General features: G+C 47.4%; 17 protein-coding genes. 8 read left to right on the forward strand and 9 right to left on the reverse strand.

Features of this window, described 5'->3' with window-relative positions:
- The first annotated feature begins 63 nt into the window (after window positions 1-63).
- Complete coding sequence (locus BUB37_RS17635) at window positions 64-888, forward strand: thymidylate synthase (RefSeq protein WP_072995153.1); 825 nt, start codon at window positions 64-66, stop codon at window positions 886-888.
- A 69-nt stretch (window positions 889-957) separates the two neighbouring features.
- Here the strand turns inward: BUB37_RS17635 and BUB37_RS17640 are convergent, their stop codons facing one another.
- Both BUB37_RS17640 and BUB37_RS17645 read right to left on the reverse strand, forming a co-directional pair.
- A complete protein-coding gene (locus BUB37_RS17640; RefSeq protein WP_212635317.1) occupies window positions 958-2,055 on the reverse strand; it encodes a DUF6807 domain-containing protein in 1,098 nt (365 codons plus the stop codon).
- Between the two features lie 53 nt (window positions 2,056-2,108).
- Window positions 2,109-2,708, reverse strand: coding sequence for a 3-keto-disaccharide hydrolase (locus tag BUB37_RS17645; protein ID WP_212635318.1), 600 nt, complete (start codon window positions 2,706-2,708; stop codon window positions 2,109-2,111).
- A gap of 153 nt (window positions 2,709-2,861) precedes the next feature.
- On the opposite strand from BUB37_RS17645, the gene egtB reads away from it, so the two are divergent.
- From egtB to BUB37_RS17660, 3 genes are read left to right on the forward strand one after another with little or no spacing between them, the layout of a single operon-like run.
- The gene (egtB, locus tag BUB37_RS17650; RefSeq protein WP_072995154.1) at window positions 2,862-4,022 is read left to right on the forward strand and encodes an ergothioneine biosynthesis protein EgtB; all 1,161 of its coding nucleotides are present in this window, start codon (window positions 2,862-2,864) and stop codon (window positions 4,020-4,022) included.
- 37 nt (window positions 4,023-4,059) lie between these two features.
- Entirely contained in the window at window positions 4,060-5,037 is a 978-nt protein-coding gene (gene egtD / locus BUB37_RS17655; protein WP_072995155.1) for an L-histidine N(alpha)-methyltransferase, read from the forward strand.
- Window positions 5,038-5,091: 54 nt separating this feature from the next.
- Window positions 5,092-5,373 (forward strand): DUF427 domain-containing protein, encoded by a 282-nt coding sequence (locus tag BUB37_RS17660; protein ID WP_072995156.1) that lies wholly within the window; start codon window positions 5,092-5,094, stop codon window positions 5,371-5,373.
- 97 nt (window positions 5,374-5,470) lie between these two features.
- Here BUB37_RS17660 and BUB37_RS17665 read toward each other — a convergent pair whose 3' ends face one another.
- Together BUB37_RS17665 and BUB37_RS17670 are read right to left on the reverse strand one after the other, a co-directional pair.
- A complete protein-coding gene (locus BUB37_RS17665; RefSeq protein ID WP_072995157.1) occupies window positions 5,471-5,770 on the reverse strand; it encodes an isoamylase early set domain-containing protein in 300 nt (99 codons plus the stop codon).
- A 181-nt stretch (window positions 5,771-5,951) separates the two neighbouring features.
- The gene (locus BUB37_RS17670) at window positions 5,952-7,040 is read right to left on the reverse strand and encodes an aminotransferase class V-fold PLP-dependent enzyme (protein ID WP_072995158.1); all 1,089 of its coding nucleotides are present in this window, start codon (window positions 7,038-7,040) and stop codon (window positions 5,952-5,954) included.
- Window positions 7,041-7,107: 67 nt separating this feature from the next.
- On the opposite strand from BUB37_RS17670, the gene BUB37_RS17675 reads away from it, so the two are divergent.
- Window positions 7,108-7,500 carry a 2TM domain-containing protein gene (locus BUB37_RS17675; protein ID WP_072995159.1) on the forward strand — a complete coding sequence of 131 codons (393 nt, stop codon included), beginning with the start codon at window positions 7,108-7,110 and terminating at the stop codon, window positions 7,498-7,500.
- 89 nt (window positions 7,501-7,589) lie between these two features.
- Complete coding sequence (locus BUB37_RS17680; protein ID WP_072995160.1) at window positions 7,590-8,096, forward strand: dihydrofolate reductase; 507 nt, start codon at window positions 7,590-7,592, stop codon at window positions 8,094-8,096.
- Here the strand turns inward: BUB37_RS17680 and murI are convergent.
- Together murI and pafA are read right to left on the reverse strand one after the other, a co-directional pair.
- On the reverse strand, window positions 8,093-8,881 hold the full coding sequence (gene murI / locus BUB37_RS17685; RefSeq protein ID WP_072995161.1) for a glutamate racemase: 789 nt from the start codon (window positions 8,879-8,881) through the stop codon (window positions 8,093-8,095). The two genes, BUB37_RS17680 and murI, sit on opposite strands and share 4 nt — an antisense overlap.
- Before the next feature lie 11 nt (window positions 8,882-8,892).
- Complete coding sequence (gene pafA, locus BUB37_RS17690; protein ID WP_072995162.1) at window positions 8,893-10,551, reverse strand: alkaline phosphatase PafA; 1,659 nt, start codon at window positions 10,549-10,551, stop codon at window positions 8,893-8,895.
- Window positions 10,552-10,661: 110 nt separating this feature from the next.
- Here pafA and BUB37_RS17695 point away from each other — a divergent pair, with 110 nt between their 5' ends.
- On the forward strand, window positions 10,662-11,399 hold the full coding sequence (locus BUB37_RS17695; RefSeq protein ID WP_072995163.1) for an MlaE family ABC transporter permease: 738 nt from the start codon (window positions 10,662-10,664) through the stop codon (window positions 11,397-11,399).
- Complete coding sequence (locus BUB37_RS17700; RefSeq protein ID WP_072995164.1) at window positions 11,399-12,166, forward strand: ABC transporter ATP-binding protein; 768 nt, start codon at window positions 11,399-11,401, stop codon at window positions 12,164-12,166. The genes BUB37_RS17695 and BUB37_RS17700 overlap by 1 nt, the downstream gene beginning before the upstream one ends.
- Before the next feature lie 29 nt (window positions 12,167-12,195).
- Here the strand turns inward: BUB37_RS17700 and BUB37_RS17705 are convergent, their stop codons facing one another.
- From BUB37_RS17705 to BUB37_RS17715, 3 genes are all read right to left on the reverse strand, one after another.
- On the reverse strand, window positions 12,196-13,668 hold the full coding sequence (locus BUB37_RS17705) for a DUF389 domain-containing protein (protein WP_072995165.1): 1,473 nt from the start codon (window positions 13,666-13,668) through the stop codon (window positions 12,196-12,198).
- 1 nt (window position 13,669) lies between these two features.
- A complete protein-coding gene (locus tag BUB37_RS17710) occupies window positions 13,670-14,749 on the reverse strand; it encodes a mannose-1-phosphate guanylyltransferase (protein WP_072995166.1) in 1,080 nt (359 codons plus the stop codon).
- Between the two features lie 126 nt (window positions 14,750-14,875).
- Entirely contained in the window at window positions 14,876-15,478 is a 603-nt protein-coding gene (locus tag BUB37_RS17715) for a SprT-like domain-containing protein (protein WP_072995167.1), read from the reverse strand.
- Window positions 15,479-15,513 lie beyond the last annotated feature (35 nt).

Here is a 15,513-nt window from a genome sequence, read left to right on the forward strand (position 1 = left end):
GCTAATAACTACTGCCTTCCGCTTTTGACCTTGTTAGGGTAAACTTTTATTTTTACCCCTGCGATGAAACAATACCACGATTTACTCAAACATGTACTCGAAAACGGCAACCAAAAAGGCGACCGTACGGGTACCGGTACCAAAAGCGTTTTTGGTTACCAGATGCGTTTTGACCTTAGTGAGGGCTTTCCCATGGTCACTACCAAAAAGCTACATTTAAAATCCATCATTTACGAACTGCTGTGGTTTTTGAAGGGGGATACGAACATCGGTTACCTTCAGGAGCACGGGGTCCGCATCTGGAACGAATGGGCCGATGCGAACGGTGACCTAGGTCCGGTTTACGGCCACCAGTGGCGAAACTGGAACGACGATGAAATCGACCAGATCAAAGAGGTGGTCCATGCCCTGAAGAACAATCCGAACAGCCGGCGCATGCTGGTATCGGCCTGGAACCCCAGTGTACTTCCCGACACCTCCAAATCGTTTGCCGAAAACGTTGCGAACGGTAAGGCGGCCCTGCCCCCCTGTCACGCCTTCTTCCAATTTTACGTGGCCGACGGCAAACTGTCCTGTCAATTGTACCAACGTAGCGCCGATATCTTTTTGGGGGTTCCCTTCAACATCGCTTCCTATGCCCTTTTCACCATGATGATGGCCCAGGTATGCGGTTATCAAGCCGGTGAGTTTATCCACACTTTCGGCGATGCCCATATCTATAACAACCATATGGAACAGGTCAACCTACAGTTGAGCAGGGAGCCCAGGCCCTTGCCCAAAATGATACTGAACCCCGAAATAAAGGATATTTTCGAGTTTAAATTCGAGGACTTCACATTGGTAGACTACGATCCGCATCCGCATATCAAAGGAGTAGTCGCGGTATAACCCAAGGTATAGATCACTAAAAAAAAACCGGATGCAGCAATAATGGCTATGCGGCATCCGGATTGTCTTTTACTGGGCCGAGAAGGCTTCGAACATGGCATTCAGGTCTTGTGGGGCCAATTCGCCATTGGCCACTACAATCCTGTGCTTAAAGGTCGTGCTCTCTCCCTTTTTCAGCTGAAAGTTCAACTCTTCCTTACCGTCGCTGAACACCGCTTGCCCCAAGGGATTGGCGGCAAACAATCCGTAACCGCGGGAGTGCCAGTACGTAGGGTAGCCTACGTTCGATTTATGATCGAGTATGGCCAGTGCTATTTTCTCGTCCCCGATATGCGAGTACAGGTTTACCCAATTGGAGCGCTTGCCCCAGGTATCCAAACCTTCAACACCTTCGGCATTGATGTAGTTTCCGTTGACCCCTTCGTTATCAAGTACGGCCACGGGGGTAGGGTTGCCATTGGCATCGGTAAAAATCGTGGGTTTGTCCGAAGGAAGCTCCAAGGCCCTTGTTACCCGTATACCCAACATGCCTTCTTTATTGTCCTTAAAAAGTACGTCTTCGGCAATTGCGGTCAAGGTGGTCATACGGTCGATGGAATAAACCGAACCCTCTCCCTTAAATACGAAGGTGGTCTTTTCTTCGATCAAGGTCGTACCCCCGGGGGTGTTCCAATCCATTTTTACCCTCAAGACCCCTTGTTCGTCGCCATCTTCAACCGCCTCAATGGTTTTATGTACTATGGTGCCATATTTATCGCGGTCCTCCACTATGATCGAATCGGAATTATTCCAAAAATCAAGTCCGTTCACGTCGCCGTAATTGAACCAGACCCCCACATGGTGCGGGTGGTCTACACGTTCACCGGTAGAAGGTTCCAATGGAAACTTACGGGTGATCTTCGTGCCCGCGGGTGTCACCAAGGGGTAAAGGACCGGCTTTTTAATGTTATCGGGATACCGGTACGATGTAAACAGTTTACCGTCGATCATCACCTCGACCATTTTATCCGCTTCGTTCGATACCAGTTGAATTCTTTTTTCGGTTTCCTGTGGCATGGCTGTAGTTTCTTGCTTTTTGGTCTCACCTTTGCACGAGAAAAATAAGGCTATCAGGCCCATGGCTCCAATTTGCTTCATTGCGGGAAGCCTTAAAATTGTTTTGTTCATTATAATAGGGTTTGGATTTTGAGATTGTAAAGAGATGCGATAACCCGAGCCATTCAGTCGAGTTCCCCAATTCTAATATTTCTAAAGCTGGTGGTCATATCCCTACCCGGATGCAACTGCAATCCGATGGGGCCTTCTTCCGGTACATCGTCGGACGTATAGGTCACGACCTTATGACCGTTCAACCAAACCGTGTACACATTGTCGACGGCCTTTATCTTTATGGTGTTCCATTCGTTGGGCCTGAGAATATCGGCTACCCCTTCGGCCTCTACCGGATACCCTTTACCAACGATGTACGGCGAACCCGTCATATCGCGTTTGAGCGATCCCGATATCCCCATTTGTATCTGCTCCTTTTCCGTGCGGAGAAAAATTCCCGTATCGACGGTACCCTCCCCATATAAAAACTCGGTTTCGATTACGAAATCGTTGTAATTCTTCTTTGTCCATAAGATGGAGCCCGTTTTTTCAGGGTCGCTTTTGGCAAAAAGCACACCCTCCTTAACTGACCACCAAATGTTGTTTTCGGGTACGACCCATCCTTTTAGGTTCTTACCGTTGAAGGCCTTTTTAAGCTTGGCCTGCTGGGCCTGGGCCAATTGGGACACGCCCAAAAAAAGCAGCAGCACAAAACAAGTTTTACGCATCATTTCTAGTAGTTTTGGTTTGAATATCATCGAAAAATAGACAATTATTTATAATAATTAAGCCAACGACCCTATTATTTGCATTAATTTAAAAATTTTACGGGATACTTTTGAAAAATCTATAATCCGTATCTTTATAAACAACAAAAGTTGAGCATGATACTTACCGATTCCCTTCTTGATTTCTTTCTTGAGACCCGTCGATATACCGAAACCCTTTGCCAACCTCTTGAAATCGAAGACTACGTGGTTCAGCCCGTGGTAGATGTGTCTCCCCCAAAATGGCACTTGGGGCATACCACTTGGTTTTTTGAGGAGTTTATATTGAAACCGCATGCCCGCGACTATCGCATTTTTGACGAGGATTTTTCCTTTGTTTTCAACAGTTATTACGAAACCGTAGGAAGGCGGGTCGTACGTTCTGACCGGGGCAATCTTTCACGACCTTCGGTCGAAAGGGTATACGAATACCGGTCGTATGTCACCGCGGCCATTGAGCATTTGTTTTCCACGCCAAAAGACCAACAATTGAACGACTTGTTGGAAATTGGGATACACCATGAAAAACAGCATCAAGAACTGCTGCTTACCGACATCAAGTATATTTTGGGCAACAACCCCTTGCTCCCCGCCTATTCAAAAAACTTCCTCGGACACCCCTTGGAAGACCACACCCAAGAGTGGATTTCCGTTGACGAAGGCATTTACGAAATCGGACATGACTCCGATGGATTTTGCTATGACAATGAGCTCGGAAGGCATAAGGTGTATCTACATCCCTTCGAAATCTCGAACAAACTGGTGACCAACCAAGAGTTCGAGGAGTTCATCAAGGCGGGCGGCTACAAAAACTTTGAACTATGGCATGCCGAAGGTTGGGACTGGGTCAACCAAAACAAGGTAAGATCGCCCCAGTATTGGCATTCTATCGAAGGGGCATGGCACTGTTATACCCTGGGCGGATTGCGAAAAATAGATCCCCTGGCGCCCGTAACCCATATATCGTACTACGAGGCTTTCGCCTATGCGCAATGGAAAGGCTGCCGACTGCCTACCGAATTCGAATGGGAAGCGGCACAGTCATCCTTTCGTTGGGGGCGCCGCTGGGAATGGACGGAAAGCGCCTACCTTCCCTATCCCTACTACAAAAAGGCCGAAGGCGCATTGGGCGAATACAACGGTAAGTTTATGGTCAATCAAAAAGTACTTCGGGGCGGTTCGGTGGCCACACCTGCCAAACACACCAGGCCTACCTATCGCAATTTTTTCCAACCCTACTTAAGATGGCAGTTTACCGGCCTACGACTGGCCCGATGAGCCGTATGTTTTAGTAAACCATTTCGACTATTAGGCTATGCAAGAAACAATAGTACATACCAACATACAAGCCCAATTTGAAAGAGACGTAAGGCAAGGGCTTACCGATTTTCCCAAGCACTTGTCGTCAAAATATTTTTACGACAAAAAGGGCGACTCGCTTTTTAAGAAGATCATGCATATGCCCGAATACTACCTGACCGATTGCGAGTTCGACATCCTGAGTCGCTACAAAAGCGAAATCGGTGCCCTTTTTGCCTCGGACAAGCAGGCCTTTAAACTGATCGAACTAGGTGCCGGCGATGGAAAAAAGACAAAAATCTTGTTGAAACACTTTACCGAACAAGGCCTCCCATTCAAGTACCAGCCTATCGACATCAGCCAAAACATACTGAACGAACTGGAAAAATCGCTCGCAAAGGAACTACCCAAACTTAAGGTGGTTCCCAAACAGGGCACTTATTTTGAGGCCTTAAAGGAAATTAGCGATGAGAACGGCACCCGAAAGGTAATCCTGTTCCTAGGGTCGAACATCGGCAACCTCCTGCACGACCAGGCCATTGAATTCTTGAAAAGCGTCAACGAACTCATGAAGGGGGACGATTTGTTCTTCTTAGGATGCGACCTCAAAAAAAACCCGCAGACCATTCTCGATGCCTACAACGATCCCGCCGGCATAACCGAGGCCTTTAACAAAAACATACTCGCCCGGATCAATGCGGAGCTGGGAGGCAACTTTGATCTTGACAACTTTTTGCATTGGGAGGTTTATGATCCGGAAAGCGGTACCGCCAAAAGCTTTTTGGTTTCAAAAAAGGCCCAGACCGTCACCATAGCAAAGCTTGACCTCGAGGTATCGTTTTCCCCATGGGAAACCATACATACCGAAATCTCACAAAAGTACGACGACGCCACGGTTAAATGGCTGGCCGAACAGTCGGGCATGGAGGTTTGCGAAGAATTTACCGACAAGAACTCCTTCTACAAAAATTATGTGCTCCGCACCTTAGGGTAAGTTACCCGCTTCATTTACGACCAAAAGGAGTATACACCATTAATCCATACACCTATGAAAGCTATCTGGAACGGTACCGTCATCGCCGAAAGCGACGACACCTTGGTAATCGAGAACAATCATTACTTTCCCCCGGAAAGTGTCAAAAAGGAATTTTTTGAAGAAAGCAAGACGCATAGCACCTGCCCTTGGAAGGGTGTAGCATCGTACTACAACCTTTCGGTCAAAGGCCAGGTCAACAAGGATGCCGCCTGGTACTACCCCGAGGTGAGCGAACTGGCAAAAGGCATCAAAGGGCGCATCGCCTTTTGGAAGGGCGTAAAAATCGAACCCTAAGGCCCTATAAAGCCCCTAAAACGTGTTCCACTTCGATAAAGAAGCCGATTCCTAATAAAGATTCGGCTTCCCCAACATGGTTTACGGTTTCAGCCGATTAAAGTACCAGAAGGGCGTTTTCGCCACCGGCATAGTCGTTCCATTTAAATCCATCCGCTTCGGCCTCGTTGACATAGTTGCCATCGATAATGTATTTAAACTCGAAAGTCGACTCTTTGGGCAACTCCAAGGTTCCCTTGAAGCTTCCGTTCTTAAGTTTTTTCAAGGAGCTCGCCTTATTCGCCTTCCAATTGTTGAAATCACCGACTACGGCCACTTTTTCCGCTTCCTTGGCAGGTACGGTAAAGGTTACCTTGCATACGGGCCTTGTCTTTAAATATTGTTTTGAAATTGCCATGATAATGAGTTTTTTATTGTTTGTCCTGTACTAAGGGTTTCTTCTAAACACATGTCAAAACTAACACTTTAATAAACTCATAACCAAGCCTTAAGACATTTTTATCATTTTCGCAATTATTACCTAACATTTAAATGCCCCATGTAAAAATTACGCTCGGTATTTCTAGTTTAGACAAGATTTAAGTCATTGATCCTAAAATTTTTACCAATTCGTCAATATCCGTTTCGGTGTTGTAAAAATGAAAGCTAAAACGAATGCCGTTTCCCCGCTGCGAACACACGATCCCCCTTTCGGTAAGGGTTTCAAAAAGGGCACGATCGCCCTTGATATTGAAAATGGTACCGGACTCCTTTCTTTGAAGGGCAGTATCGTCCAAAAGTCCCAAATCGGAAAATTCCCTTTTAGCCTTTTTCGACAGCTTGTCCAAGTGTTCTTCTATTTTGGACATGCCCAAACCTTCGAGATACTCCAGTGAAAATTTGAGGCTTCCGAAATTGAGCGTATCCAAATGGCCCGGCTCAAAATGCCTTGTAAAGGATACCGTATCCCTTCCCCCGAGATCGTGGTCAGAGGCATTGAACCCGATGGTATGGAGGTCGAATACCTTATCCATTCCATCCTTGAAGAGCATAAACCCGTTGCCGTATCCGGAAAGCAGCCATTTATAGGCACTGGCGCCCAGAACATCCAATGGGGAATCCTCGAAATTAAAATCGGTAGTCCCGCAAAACTGGGTACCATCGGCAATCAGGATCAATTCGGGAAACTCCTCCTTTATCGCCTTGAGAAAATCCATATCGATCTTCACGCCACTGGCCCATTGCACCAAGCTTAGGGCCAAAATTGAAATCGTTCCGGTTCCCAGCCTTTCGCGAATATTGTTTTCCAGATTCCCGTCAAGGGCGGCATAAAGAATCGTATGCCCCCGATATTCAAAGGGCCAATTGACCGAGGGGTAATCGTTCTCGACCAAGAGGATGTTTGTTCTTTCTTTCAGCCCCTCCAACAAAATATTGAGCCCTAGGGTAAAATTCTGCACCAAGGCTGTATTTTCTACCTTGCTCCCAAAGAAACGGGCCACCGTTTTTCGGGTTTGCGGAATAAGCTCCATCATGGCCTCGTTCTTCATGGTACTGCCCCCTATAAGGTAATCGAGGTCGTGCTCTTGGCGCCAGGTCATCAACTGTTCGCTCAAAAGTCCGGCAGATGCCGTATTGGCATAAATGTATTGGCTCAAGACGGGGAAATGTTTTCTGGTGTATTCCATAGTTGTTATCTAATAAGGGGCAATTACCGTATCTTTGTACAAGTACCTTTTCAAAGATAGCCAATACATGTTTGGAAAACACAAAAACAAATCGGAGGTCGAATTGGAACAACATGTTCTTTTAGAGAACGCACAGGCCCGCATTAAACAGAAAAAGCGGCTATACACCCATTTTGTCATTTTTTTGATCGGCAGTGTCTTTTTGGTGTTCATCAACAAGATATTGAACTACTGGGAAACCTACGATTGGTTTATTTGGGCCATAACCTTTTGGGGTTTTTTGTTCGCCATACACGTATTCAATGTCTTTGTAACACAAAAGTTCATGGGCCCCGAATGGGAGCGCAGCCAACGTGAAAAGCTGGTAGCCAAACAAAAAAAGCGGATTGCCGAGCTACAAAAGGAAATTGAGACCGATTTTCCCCTTTCCAAGGTCAACAAGAAAGAAACCGAACCGTGATCGGACCGGTTTCCGTTCGTTGGCTTTATCAAGTTTAATAAAAGGATTGGCCGAATTGTTTTCGGAACCAAAAGCAAAAAAGACCTTAAGTGAATACCATTTGCCTAATCGCCGCAGCGGCAGAAGACAATGCCCTAGGAAAAGACAACGATTTGTTGTGGCATTTGCCCGATGATTTTAAACGGTTTAAAAAACTGACAACGGGCCACCCCATGATCATGGGCCGAAAGACCTTTGAAAGTTTCCCCAAACCTTTGCCCAACAGAAGGCATATAGTAATCACACGCGATACCTCCTATACCATCGAACACGAGAACTGTATCGTGGTACATTCTATGGAAGCCGCACTGGAAGCGACAAAGGAAAGCCCCCTTACCTTTATCATCGGCGGGGGAGAAATATACAGGCTCGGCGAACCTTTATCGAATAGTATGGAGCTCACCCGGGTGCATGCCACTTTCGAGGACGCCGACACCTTTTTTCCGGAGATCGACGAATCGGTCTGGACACTTACCAACGACGAATTCCACCCCAAGGACGAGCGGCACGAATACGCCTTCACGTATTTGACCTATGAAAGAAAACCTGACCGTTAAAAATCGCCCTTTTCCACCGAATAGTGGAGGCCATCATTTCGAACAAAGCCCTCCAGCACCTTGAGGTCGCCATTGCTATAAAATTCGTGGTGACCCGAGGATCTCGTGGTTCTCAAGGTGCCTTTTTCCCCAAGGATCGATTTGGTCTGCCGTGCCACGGCCTCACCCGAATCGATGATCTGTACCGTGCCGGGCAGCATATCCTTTAAAAGTGGGATCAGATAGGGATAATGCGTACACCCAAGGACCAAATAATCGATGCCCTTTTCCAGCATGGGCCTTATATAGCCCTCCAATAGTTCCTTTATTTCCTTGGAATCGACCTTGCCCTGCTCGATCAGGGGCACCAAGCCCGTTCCTTCACGCTCTATCACGGTTATACCCCGGGCGTGGTTCCCGGAAGTACTATGAAAGAGGCTGCTGGCCAAGGTTCCCTTTGTGGCGAGTACACCGACGATCTTTGACCGCGATTGCAGGGCCGCAGGCTTAATGGCAGGTTCGATGCCGACAAAGGGCACATCGTAGTTTTGGCGCAAGTAACCGATGGCGTTGGTGGTTGCCGTATTACAGGCCACCACGATCAACTTACAGCCTTTCCTTAGAAGCACCTCGGTGTTCTTGATACTCAGCTGCAGGATCTCGTGTTCGCTTTTTTCACCGTACGGGGCATTTTTGCTATCGGCCAGGTAAACGGTATTTTCGTAGGGAAGAAGTTTGTGGATTTCCCTCCAAACGGAAGTACCGCCCACTCCCGAATCAAAAATACCTACTGGGCTATCGCTCATACCGTAATGATTTATTCAATCGCTTCCGACACTGGCGTACCCGTGGCCCCGCTAGGGAAGGATATGCCCAACAACGCCGCAATGGTGGGCGCTATATCGTCTATTTCCGTTCTTTTGACCGTACTTCCCTTTTTAATACCCTTGCCGTACAGCAAGAAAGGCACATGGGTATCGTAGATTTGTGGCGATCCGTGGGTAGAACCCGTTCTGGAATAGCCGATGGTACCGGGGTTCAAAACGACCAGCACGTCTCCCGAACGTTTTAGGTTGTATCCGTTCTGCAAAATATAGGGTATACCGTGGGTATAATCGTTTTGCCACATTTGATAAGCGGTATAGGTTCGGTCTACACCCTCATAGTTCAGTAGTTCCCTGGCCATCGTTTCCTGTACCTCACGCAGATCGAGCCCCAGGTTTTTGATTACCTTGTGATCCAAGAAATATTGGTAATTGGAGAAGTTTTTGATAATATCCCCAGTTCCGTAGGTGAATTCCAAGAACTGGTCGAGCTCCTTTTCGATCTTCTCCCAATCGATGTACCTGGCGGGTATTTTTTGATCGATCAGATAGGCGGGCACCTCAATGGCGGCATGGTCGGCGGTCAAAAAGACGGTGTATTCGTCCTTGCCCACTTTACTGTCGAGTTCCTTGAACAATCGGGCCAGGTCCGCATCCAATCGGATATAGGTGTCCTGTACTTCCTTGGAACTTACCCCGAACCTGTGCCCCACGTAATCGGTGCTCGAGTAACTTACGGCCAAGAAATCGGGTATGGCATCGGTTCCCAGTCCTTCGGCCTCGATGGCCTCGATGGCGAAATCGGTAGTAAGGCTATTTCCAAAGGGCGTCGACTTTAGCAGGTTGTACCCCCCGTTATCATCCCATAGCTTGGGCAGGTCGTGGGGAAAAACGGGAGCCGCCTCCCCTTCGAAGGGCCCTTCATACGCGTTGTTATCGGAAGTACTTTCGACATAATCGTCGATTTTTTTCAATGTCTTCCAGGGCTTTCTATACTTCTCCAATTTATTGGAAGCGTTTAAATCTTGCACCCATTTGGGCAGTTGGTCCATATAATATGAACTTGTTATCCATTTACCGTCATCGAACCAATACGCCGCATTGGCCGTATGGCCACCTGGCAATACCGCCCCCCTATCCTTTAGGGCCACCGCAATGGTCTTGCCCCGCATTTGGGTATGTAGCCGAAGTTCGTCGGTAAGGGTTGTCACCTGCATTCGATGGGGCGACATTCGGCCCGCATCGGAAGAAGTGCCTACCGAATTGTACGAGTCGTCGGAAGCGCAATAAACGCTGGCGTCGAGCTCCTTGTCATACCAATTGTTACCGATTATACCGTGTGTGGCGGGCGTTGTTCCCGTATAGACCGAGGCATGGCCCGGCCCCGTGCTTGTAGGCGCATAATTGTAGTGGTTGTTTTTGCAATTAAAGCCATCCTCTACAAAACGCTTAAAACCGTCGTCGCCGTAGTGGTCCCAAAACCGCGTCAGATAGTCGTACCTCATCTGGTCAACGACAATGCCGACTACGAGTTTCGGATTGGTCTTTAATTGGCCCGATTCTTCCTTGTCCTTTCGTTGCGCATACCCGTCGAATGACAAAAAAGTGGCCGAGAGGCCCCATAACAAAATGGCGAAATACCTTCTTTTCATAGTTTAGTTTTGGTATCGACAAAAGTAAATAAATTCCCCCTTTAAACTTTAAATGCAGGTTAAATCAATTCCTTATTGTTATTTTTACCTTCAGAAACCATTTTACGTCTATGAACTACGTAGCATCGATTGGCAGCTATGCCATTATGATAAAGGAGGTCTTTAAAAAACCTACCAAATGGCGTATCATGAAATCGTTGATCTTAAAGGAAATAGACGAGTTGATCTTCGGTTCTTTGGGCATCTTGGTCTTCATCTCCTTTTTTATCGGAGGTGTCGTGGCCATACAGACCGCCTTGAACATCACCAGTGAGCTGATTCCGAAGAACCTTGTCGGCTTTGCCACCAGGCAATCGATCATTCTTGAATTTGCACCCACTTTCTGTTCGATAATAATGGCCGGAAAAGTGGGCTCGTACATTACCTCAAGCATTGGCACCATGAGGGTTACCGAACAAATCGACGCGCTCGAGGTCATGGGGGTCAATGCCCTGAATTATTTGGTATTCCCTAAAATAGTGGCCCTTATGCTCTATCCGTTTATCATCGTGGTTTCCATGTTCGTGGGTATTCTTGGCGGATGGGTCGCCGCTACGTTTGGCGGTCACAGTACCAGTGCGGACTTCATTCAAGGGATCACGCTCGATTTTATTCCCTTTCACGTAACCTATGCCTTTGTTAAAACCCTGGTCTTTGCATTTATTTTGGCCACCATACCTTCGTTTCACGGCTTTTACATGAAAGGCGGGGCCTTGGACGTGGGCAAGGCCAGTACCACCTCTTTTGTATGGACCAGTATTGTAATCGTGATTCTTAACGGAATTCTCACCCAACTCCTATTAGGCTAATGATAGAGGTAGAAAACATACAAAAATCGTTCGACGGCACCCGTGTTCTAAAGGGTATATCGACTACGTTCAACACAGGACAGACCAATTTGATCATCGGCCAGAGCGGATCGGGAAAAACGGTCTTTTTAAAATGCCTGTTAGGACTCTTTACCCCCGATGAGGGTACGATCTGTTACGACGGAAAGACCTATTCGGATCTGACGGATGACGAAAAACGCAACCTACGGCAGGAAATGGGCATGGTATTTCAGGGCAGTGCGCTCTTTGATTCGATGACCGTTGAAGGGAACGTAAGGTTTCCGCTGGAAATGTTTACCAAACAAAGTGCCTCCGAGATGCAGGACCGTGTCGATTTTGTGCTGAACCGGGTAAACCTGGTAGATGCGCACCACAAGTTTCCCTCGGAAATTTCCGGGGGCATGCAAAAGCGCGTTGCCATTGCCCGGGCCATCGTAATGAACCCCAAGTATCTTTTCTGCGACGAGCCCAATTCGGGCCTCGACCCCAAGACGGCCATCCTGATCGACAATCTGATCCAAGAAATTACGGAAGAGTACGATATTACGACGGTAATCAACACCCACGACATGAACTCGGTCATGGAAATCGGCCAAAAGATTATTTTCTTAAAGAACGGGGTAAAGGAATGGGAGGGCTCCAACAAAGAAATCTTCAAGACCGACAACGAAGCCGTAACCAATTTTGTTTATTCTTCCGACCTCTTCAAAAAGGTGCGCCAAATGTATATCGAGGAAAGAAATTAGGCAATAAAGGCCCCGAAACGGCAAACTCCTTACTCATCCAAAACACGAAGGACCACAGTGGTATCCTTTAACCTCACTCTTAACCATTGTAGCATTTTTTGGTTTTCTTCGGCAATTTTTCTGGAAGAGAGCCCGTCCTTCCATTTTACCTCAAAGACAGAAAGGGTATCCACCTTTTTAAAATCGGTTCTCACCGCATTTCCGTACTCCAAGGCCTCGAGGTTCGCGTAGTTCGCCTTGGCCTCGGCACTGATGTCCAAAAAGGGAATCTTCTTCGACTCGTTAACTTTCAATCGGTTGATCTCGGCCTCCAGAATGGCGATCTGCTCGTCTTTGTTGGTGATCTGGTTCTTTTGTGTTTCGTACAACTCGTTGATATAGCGCAACTGGTCGACCTGATCGTTCTGCCCCCCTTGAATAACATGCAATTCGGTATTTCTCAACCGATAGTAATCCTCGTCTTGTTTCAACATCGCATTCCACGAAGCGATGACATTGTCGGGGATGGTTTCATTTCCCATACACACGACTTCGATCAAGGGCACCTCCCCTTCGTTATATTCGATATTCGTAAAATTTTCAAGAAACCTACCTCCTCCGGAAAACTGGTATTTTGCGATGGTCGCACTGACAAAATCGTTGGCCTGCTTTTTAAACATAGATTCTTGAAACACCTGATAAAAGGTATACCCCGCGGGTATCATGACCAACAGGGCCACTATCGACGCAATTCGGGCGATACGCCTTCTTTTGGCCGAATTGGCGTAACGCACCATCGGGAACTTGAGCAACTTGATGGTCAAGAAGGTGGCCAAGGCAATAAAAATGGTGTTTATGATAAAGAGGTACATGGCCCCAAAGGCATAGCCCAGGTTGCCAATGGCCAATCCGAAACCTACGGTACACAAGGGGGGCATCAAGGCCGTGGCGATGGCGACCCCGAATATGACACTGGCGATCGTCCCTTTCTTCGCCCGGGCGATCACCAGGGCCAGACCACCGAAAAATGCAATAAGTACGTCCCTAATGTCCGGGGCCGTTCGGGCCAGTAGCTCCGACGACTCATCCTGAATGGGGAAAAACTCAAAAAACAGGTAGGCCGTAAGCACGCTCAAGACCACCATGACCCCAAAGTTCTTCAAGGAGCGTTTTAGCGTATCGACATCGTTAATGGCCAGCGACATGCCCAAGCCGAGAATCGGCCCCATTAAGGGAGAAATCAACATCGCTCCGATGACCACGGCGGTCGAGTTGGCGTTGAGTCCGATGGAGGCGATGAATATGGAACATATCAAAATCCACGAAGTATGGCCTTTAAAGGGAATATCGGCAATAATCGCCTCCTTGGTCGCCTCTTGGTCCGTATTGGCCCGAATATCCAAGAGTTCGCGAAGAAACTTGCGTACGCTTTGCCATAGGCCCATGGCGTCCTTTTTTATAGCTTCCGCCGTTTCTTGGGGCTCCTCGGGAGGTACGTTATTACCATGCAGATTTTCACTCATATTACGCGTATGTGTCGCCGAATTTGTCCTTTACCTTGCCCAAGACTTTCTTAATGTCCTGTTCCTTTGATTTGGGGTAGATAAGCAATACCTCTTCCTTATCCACAATAATATAATCATTTAATCCGTCGATTACCACTACCTTGCCTTTGGGCGAACGGATCATATTGCCCGAGGCCTCCTCGGCGATAACCCGGCTATTGACCACGGCATTTTGGTTACCGTCCTTATCCAATTTATCGTAAAGGGAGCCCCAGGTTCCCAAATCGTTCCAGTCAAAAGTGGCCGGAAGCACATAAATCGACTTGGAGTTTTCCAAAATGGCATAATCGATCGATATATTTTCGGCCTTGGGATAGTTCTCGCGGATAAAATCGGCCTCACCGGGAGTATTATAGTGCGACATACCGGCCCCAAACAACCCGTACTGCCCCGGTTGGTATTTTTTAAAAGCGTTGACAATGGTTTTTACGCCCCACATGAAGATTCCGGCATTCCACAAAAAATTTCCTTGCGCCAAGAATTCCTTGGCCGTTTCATAATCGGGCTTTTCCCTGAATTGGTTTACTTTTTTGATCCCCTCCCCACTGTTCTTGTCAAATTCTATATAGCCAAAACCGGTATTGGGAAATGAGGGTTTTATCCCCAAGGTACAAAGTACCTCCTCTTGCGCGCATTTTTCAAAACACGTCGTCACATCGGCGGCAAAGGCCTCTTCATCCTCGATCCAATGGTCACTGGGAGCCACGATCATCACGCCTTCGGGATTCATCTTCTGGATTTTCAGCGCGGCATACAAAATGCACGGGGCGGTATTCCTCATGGCCGGTTCCAAGACGACTTGCTCCTGACCCACCATGGGCAATTGCTCCAATACCAGATCATTGTAACGCTCGTTGGTAAGGATCAATATATTTTCCGTTGGAACGAATTTGTTCAATCGTTTAAAGGTCTTTTGGATCAGTGTATCGCCCGTTCCCAACATGTCGTGAAACTGTTTGGGATACGAAGACGTACTGATGGGCCAAAATCGGGAACCAACCCCTCCGGCCATTAAAACGGCATAGTAGTTCTTGTTCATTTTTCAAATTTGAAGGGAACCGCAAGACTATTGTCCCGTCTCCCCATTACTATTCATTTTCCATACAGCCTCCCAAAACGGACCGTTTGCCGCTCGTCCTCCCTATATCGGACCCTCGGCAATTCGCTAAGGCTCTATCAATTCGACCTCGGCATTGGGTTGAAAAAGGTACATTCTCCCCGTCGACACCTCAACGCACTCGTAACGCTTGACACGTTTGTTTCCCTTTTTAAACAACTTTCCATTATACAGCCGAAAGACACTGCCCAAAGGTAATTCAAAAACGTAGGTTTTATCTGATTGTTGCACATCAAACTGCTGTAGGGCAATCGACAAGCGGGCATCCGTACTACTGCTCGCCCTGGGGTTCTTAAAATGTTCCGCCAGCAAGGGCAACAATTGCGAAGGAAATACCTCGGGCCTGATAAAGGGCAACATCAAATATTGGAAGGTCCGCTTCCACTCCGTTCCATGGGGCTTGATACCCCGCCCATATTTTTCAAAGGCCACCAAATGCGCTATTTCATGCACCAAGGTAATCAAGAACCGGTACTTGTTCAACGAGGCATTGACCGTTATCCGGTGTCGCCCATCAGGCATTCTACGGTAATCGCCGTGCCGGGTTACCCGTTCATTGACAATCTTAAGGTGCACCCCATTTTGCTGAATCAGGTCAAAACAGGGGGCAACCGCCCTTTCTGGCAAGTATTTTGTTAATATCCGACGCACTGATAGCAAAAATACACGAAGTACTTTAATAAATG

This window comes from Pseudozobellia thermophila (assembly GCF_900141855.1).
Lineage (GTDB): Bacteria > Bacteroidota > Bacteroidia > Flavobacteriales > Flavobacteriaceae > Pseudozobellia > Pseudozobellia thermophila.

Coding starts and splice junctions, on each gene's coding strand:
- BUB37_RS17665 (WP_072995157.1), bottom strand. CDS start 5,770: ATGGCAATTTCAAAACAATATTTAAAGACAAGGCCCGTATGCAAGGTA.
- BUB37_RS17635 (WP_072995153.1), top strand. CDS start 64: ATGAAACAATACCACGATTTACTCAAACATGTACTCGAAAACGGCAAC.
- BUB37_RS17710 (WP_072995166.1), bottom strand. CDS start 14,749: ATGAACAAGAACTACTATGCCGTTTTAATGGCCGGAGGGGTTGGTTCC.
- pafA (WP_072995162.1), bottom strand. CDS start 10,551: ATGAAAAGAAGGTATTTCGCCATTTTGTTATGGGGCCTCTCGGCCACT.
- BUB37_RS17645 (WP_212635318.1), bottom strand. CDS start 2,708: ATGATGCGTAAAACTTGTTTTGTGCTGCTGCTTTTTTTGGGCGTGTCC.
- egtB (WP_072995154.1), top strand. CDS start 2,862: ATGATACTTACCGATTCCCTTCTTGATTTCTTTCTTGAGACCCGTCGA.
- egtD (WP_072995155.1), top strand. CDS start 4,060: ATGCAAGAAACAATAGTACATACCAACATACAAGCCCAATTTGAAAGA.
- BUB37_RS17695 (WP_072995163.1), top strand. CDS start 10,662: ATGAACTACGTAGCATCGATTGGCAGCTATGCCATTATGATAAAGGAG.
- BUB37_RS17675 (WP_072995159.1), top strand. CDS start 7,108: ATGTTTGGAAAACACAAAAACAAATCGGAGGTCGAATTGGAACAACAT.
- BUB37_RS17660 (WP_072995156.1), top strand. CDS start 5,092: ATGAAAGCTATCTGGAACGGTACCGTCATCGCCGAAAGCGACGACACC.
- BUB37_RS17640 (WP_212635317.1), bottom strand. CDS start 2,055: ATGAACAAAACAATTTTAAGGCTTCCCGCAATGAAGCAAATTGGAGCC.
- BUB37_RS17700 (WP_072995164.1), top strand. CDS start 11,399: ATGATAGAGGTAGAAAACATACAAAAATCGTTCGACGGCACCCGTGTT.
- BUB37_RS17705 (WP_072995165.1), bottom strand. CDS start 13,668: ATGAGTGAAAATCTGCATGGTAATAACGTACCTCCCGAGGAGCCCCAA.
- murI (WP_072995161.1), bottom strand. CDS start 8,881: ATGAGCGATAGCCCAGTAGGTATTTTTGATTCGGGAGTGGGCGGTACT.
- BUB37_RS17670 (WP_072995158.1), bottom strand. CDS start 7,040: ATGGAATACACCAGAAAACATTTCCCCGTCTTGAGCCAATACATTTAT.